This window comes from Mesorhizobium sp. M2C.T.Ca.TU.002.02.1.1 (assembly GCF_003997225.1).
Map to the genome: position 1 here is coordinate 1 of NZ_RZTO01000511.1, position 4,552 is coordinate 4,552.

Sequence of the window (4,552 nt, forward strand, 5' to 3'; positions counted from 1 at the left end):
AGCCGGAGCCGAGCGAGATGGCCGAGGCCGCCAGCTTCAGCACGAAGACGCTCGCCACCACCGGCAGCGCGTAGTTCATGGCGAACTCGCGGTGCAGCGCGCCGTGGCCGCTGGAGAGCACCTGCGGCGTGACCAGCCCGAGCAGACCGACGAAGATGCCGCCGATGAAAGGCCTGACCGACGCGTCGATCGACAGCCGCACGAAGACGCGCTCGACAATGCTCACCAGATGCATGATGGCGATAGAGGCTGCCCCGCCGAGCAGTCCCAGAAGCAGGAACGGCACATATTCGCTGGCGGTCAGATTCGGCAAACCCGACAATTCCAGCGGGAACGGCACCCCGCCGAACATTTCCGCCGTCAGTGAGGCGGCGATTGCCGCCGTCATCACCGGCGCCACATTGGCGACGGAGTAGATGCCGATGACCAGCTCGAAACCGTAGAAGGCGCCGGTCAGCGGCGCGTCGAAGGCGGCGGCGATCGCACCGGCCGCGCCGCAGCCGACCAGCATGCGCACGTCATTGCGGCGCAGGTGGAAGGCGCGGGCAAGCCGGGAAGCTATGCCGGAGCCGATCTGCGTGTAGCCGGCTTCCAAGCCGACCGAGGCGCCGAAGCCGCTGGAGATCATCGTCTGCGCCACGATGATCAACGTGTCGGTGAGCGACATGCGCCCGCCATAGAGCGCGTTGGCCTCGATCGGATCGACCGGCGTGCGGAACTTGCGCTTTCTGAGCCATATGACGGAAAGCCCGAGCAGCAGGCCACCGATCGCCGGGAACATCGCCTGCACCGGGTCGGCGAGCGAGAACATCGCCGAAAGCCGCCCGCCCGGCTGCACGTCGAACAGCAGCCAGTGCATGCTTTGCACCAGCGCGCTCATGCCGGTGACCAGCGCGCCCGCGATGGCGCCGACCATGCCGGCCATCAGCACGATCACGATGCCGCGCGCCTCGAGCACGGGGATCGAGCTGATCAGCACCGCGCGAAGCCGGCGGGCGTAGACTTGTGGGTCGTTTCTGGCAGGCAACGGAACGGCTCGCCGGTATGCGAAAGGAAAACAGCTGCCGTGCCTGATACGCGCGGCGGCTATGCGTGGCAACCGCAATGCCGACCGCTTGTGGCGCCATTTTGGCGTTGCGCGAATTAGCCTTAAACAAGACTTGTCGTGCGACCAAGGAGATAGACTTAGTCAGGTACGGGAATGGCGAGAGGGCCGCAATCATCTTCCGCGACGAAGGTCGCCAGCAGCTCGGCCGGCTCGGTGGCGCTGGCGTTCTCGGCGAAAGAATGGATCGCGCCCGGCGGTTCGAACCAGGTCTGGCTCTGAGTGTAGGTGACGGCCGGTTCGCCTTCCATCTGCGAGCGCAGCGCTCCCTTGATGACAAAGGCCGTGACGGAGCCCGGATGACGGTGTTGCGGCGTGTAGGCATTGGGCGGGAATTCGACCAGCGCCGTGGTGATCGAACGCCCAGGCACATTCGGCAGTTTTTCGCAGGACAGCGGCTTCACCGTGGTGGTCGGACGCGCCGCCACCCCTTTCCCGGCATCGGCCCCCATCATGTGGATATGCGCGTCCATTTCACCTGTAGCGGTGATTGCCCTGTTGTTCTGGACAAGGGCCATGCCAAGCAACCCGGCAGCGATGGCGGCGATGCCGACCAGCGTAAGGCTGCGTGAAGAAACGTCTTCGATCATGACGGCGGCTCCTTCTCTTACTCGGCCAGGCGAAAGCCGGCGTGCCAGCCGAGTTCGGTGACGGCCTTGTCGGTCGTGATCCGGCCGTTCGGCTCCGCGACATTGAAGGCGCCCTGCGTTCCGCGCTCGACGGCAAGCAGCGCCGCATAAGCGGCGGCGTCGACGTGGACGGCCGGCTCCGCGGCGGTTTCCGTGCCGGTGCCTGGACCGTAGAGATGGCCGTAGCGCAGCACGATGCCGGTGATCGGCGAGGCGCCGAGCACATGTTTCTCCAGCGCGATGACGCCGCCGACGCTGACGGCACGGCCGCCTTCCGCACCACTGTCCAGCGGATCCGTCTCGGCATGCGGCTCTGCGCCCGGCGCATAGACCCAGGCGATGCTCTGCGCGATCAGCCGTTTGGCCCCGGCAGCCTTGGCCGCTTCGACGAGGTTGCGGGTTCCTTCGTCACGGATGCGGGCGTTGCGGGTGGTTGCCTCAGCCATCTTGGACGGATCGAGCCCTGCCGGCAGGTCTGTGAGCTGATGAATGACGATCTCGGGCTTCGCCGCCACGACCGCCGCGCGCAGCGCGTTGGCATCGAACACGTCGACCACCACCGGATCGGCGCCGAGCGCGCGAAGGTCCTCGGCTCTTGCCGCCTGGCGCGTCGTCGCCGTCACCTGATGCCCGGCAGCCACCAGTTGCGGCACCAGCCGGCGGCCGATCGCGCCCGAGGCGCCCGCAAGAAAAATACGATAGCCCATCGTCTTTCGTCCCTTGATGCGATAATATCAGAGCACGAACAACATATAAGAGCACTGATATTATGCGCAAGGGGAATCCCTCCATTCCGTCCGCCGGTGAAGGCAAGCGCGGCGAGCAAGGCTATCTGGGCTATCTGCTGCGACAGGCGGCTGGCGCCTATCGCCTGAAGGTGGAGCGGGCGCTGGATGAATTCGGCGTGACGCAGGCGCAGTTCGCGGCCCTCACCATGATCTCGGCCTATCCCGGCCTGTCCAACGCGGACCTGGCCCGGCTGGCCGTGCTGACGCCGCAGACGGTGAGCGTGATCGTCGGCAATCTGGAAAAGGCCGGCTCCCTCGTCCGTCGGCCGCACGCCGTCCACGGCCGCATCCAGCACCTCGACCTTTCGGACAGCGGCCGCGCCTTGCTGAAGAAATGCCGGGAACGCGTCTACAAGCTCGAAGGCGAGCTGACCGCCGGCCTCTCCGCCGAGGAGGAACGCGCCGTGCGGCGCTGGCTGGTCGCCGTCGCGACGACGGAGGCGGTAAAGGCCTGAAAACCCACTTCGCCACTCTCCCACCTTCGCGCAAGCTTGGAGGATTACGGTCGAGGGCCTGCCCTGTGCGTGGCGGGTCTTGATTTGGGGACGACATGGCGATCAGCGAAACACTCCCGTCCGGCCTGGTGGCGAAGAACGGCCGCGACGTCTTTTTCGCGCTGGGCATCGTCGTCATCCTGGCGGTGCTGTTCCTGCCGATCCCGGCCTTCCTCATCGATATCGGCCTCGCTTTCTCGATCGCGCTTTCGGTGCTGATCCTGATGGTGGCGCTGTGGATCCAGCGGCCGCTCGATTTCTCGTCCTTCCCGACCGTGCTGCTGATCGCAACCATGCTGCGGCTCTCGCTCAACATCGCCACCACGCGCATGATCCTGTCGCATGGCAACGAGGGCACGCATGCCGCCGGCTATGTCATCTCCGGCTTCTCCAAGCTGGTGATGTCGAGCGACTTCGTCATCGGCCTGATCGTCTTCATGATCCTGATCGTGGTGAACTTCATCGTCATCACCAAGGGCGCGACCCGTATCGCCGAAGTCGGCGCGCGCTTCACCCTCGACGCCATCCCCGGCAAGCAGATGTCGATCGACGCCGACCTTTCCGCCGGCATGATCGACGAGAAGACGGCACAGCTGCGCCGCCGCGAGCTGGAGGAAGAATCCTCCTTCTTCGGCTCGATGGACGGTGCGTCCAAATTCGTGCGCGGCGACGCCATCGCCGGCCTCATCATCACCGCCATCAACATCGTCGGCGGCATCGCCATCGGCTATCTGCGCCACGGCATGGGCCTCGGCCAGGCGGCCGACGTCTTCATCAAGCTGTCGGTCGGCGACGGTCTCGTCACCCAGATCCCGGCCCTCATCGTTTCGCTCGCCGCCGGCATGCTCGTCTCCAAGGGCGGCACGCGCGGCTCGGCCAACCAGGCCGTGTTCGGCCAGCTCGGCGCGCACCCGCGCGCGCTCTACGTCGCGGCCTCGCTGCTGGTCATCCTCGGCCTGATGCCCGGCCTGCCGCTGTTCCCCTTCTTCGCGCTTGCCGGCGGCATGGCCGGCCTCGGCTATATCATCCCGCTCCGCCAGAGCCGCGAGCGCGCTGCCGCCGAGGCCCTGAAGACGCAGGAGAAGGCCAACAAGGTCGAGGAGGAGAAGAACTCGGTCAAGGCCTCGCTGGTCACCGCCGAGATCGAGCTTCTGATCGGCAAGCAGCTTTCGACCAGGCTGATGGTGGCGCATCAGGAGCTGGTGTTCCGCATGTCGAAGATGCGCAAGAAATTCGCCCAGCAATACGGCTTCGTCGTGCCGGAGGTGCGCGTCGCCGACGACTTCGCCATCCCGCCGAAAAGCTACCAGATCAAGGTGCACGGCACGGTCGTCGCCGAATACCAGATGCGCGTCGGCGAGATCATGGTGCTGCTCGGCACGCGCGGCGTGCCGGAGATCCCCGGCGAGGAAATCCGCGAGCCGGCCTTCGGCATGCGCGCCTATTCGGTGCTCGAAACCTTCGCCGAGGATCTGAAGCGCGAGAACTTCACCTTCGCCGACAACATGTCGGTGCTGCTCACGCATCTCTCCGAGG

Annotated in this window: 5 protein-coding genes; 2 read left to right on the forward strand and 3 right to left on the reverse strand. The window is 65.8% G+C overall.

Annotated elements, in window-relative coordinates:
* The 3 genes from EOD07_RS23620 to EOD07_RS23630 all read right to left on the reverse strand — a co-directional run.
* The coding region (locus EOD07_RS23620; RefSeq protein ID WP_164772465.1) for a chloride channel protein at nucleotides 1-1,027 on the reverse strand (1,027 nt) is incomplete at its 3' end.
* Nucleotides 1,028-1,185: 158 nt separating this feature from the next.
* Nucleotides 1,186-1,695 carry a cupin domain-containing protein gene (locus EOD07_RS23625; protein ID WP_127237165.1) on the reverse strand — a complete coding sequence of 170 codons (510 nt, stop codon included), beginning with the start codon at nucleotides 1,693-1,695 and terminating at the stop codon, nucleotides 1,186-1,188.
* Nucleotides 1,696-1,712: 17 nt separating this feature from the next.
* Nucleotides 1,713-2,441, reverse strand: a complete 729-nt coding sequence (locus EOD07_RS23630) for an NAD(P)-dependent oxidoreductase (RefSeq protein ID WP_127237166.1) — start codon at nucleotides 2,439-2,441, stop codon at nucleotides 1,713-1,715.
* A gap of 62 nt (nucleotides 2,442-2,503) precedes the next feature.
* On the opposite strand from EOD07_RS23630, the gene EOD07_RS23635 reads away from it, so the two are divergent.
* Nucleotides 2,504-2,977 (forward strand): MarR family transcriptional regulator, encoded by a 474-nt coding sequence (locus EOD07_RS23635; RefSeq protein ID WP_127237167.1) that lies wholly within the window; start codon nucleotides 2,504-2,506, stop codon nucleotides 2,975-2,977.
* Between the two features lie 95 nt (nucleotides 2,978-3,072).
* A partial coding sequence (locus EOD07_RS23640; RefSeq protein ID WP_127237168.1) for an FHIPEP family type III secretion protein occupies nucleotides 3,073-4,552 on the forward strand: 1,480 nt, incomplete at its 3' end.

Excerpts from the sequence above, each read along its gene's own strand:
- EOD07_RS23630 (WP_127237166.1), bottom strand. The coding sequence starts at position 2,441 with ATGGGCTATCGTATTTTTCTTGCGGGCGCCTCGGGCGCGATCGGCCGC.
- EOD07_RS23635 (WP_127237167.1), top strand. The coding sequence starts at position 2,504 with ATGCGCAAGGGGAATCCCTCCATTCCGTCCGCCGGTGAAGGCAAGCGC.
- EOD07_RS23625 (WP_127237165.1), bottom strand. The coding sequence starts at position 1,695 with ATGATCGAAGACGTTTCTTCACGCAGCCTTACGCTGGTCGGCATCGCC.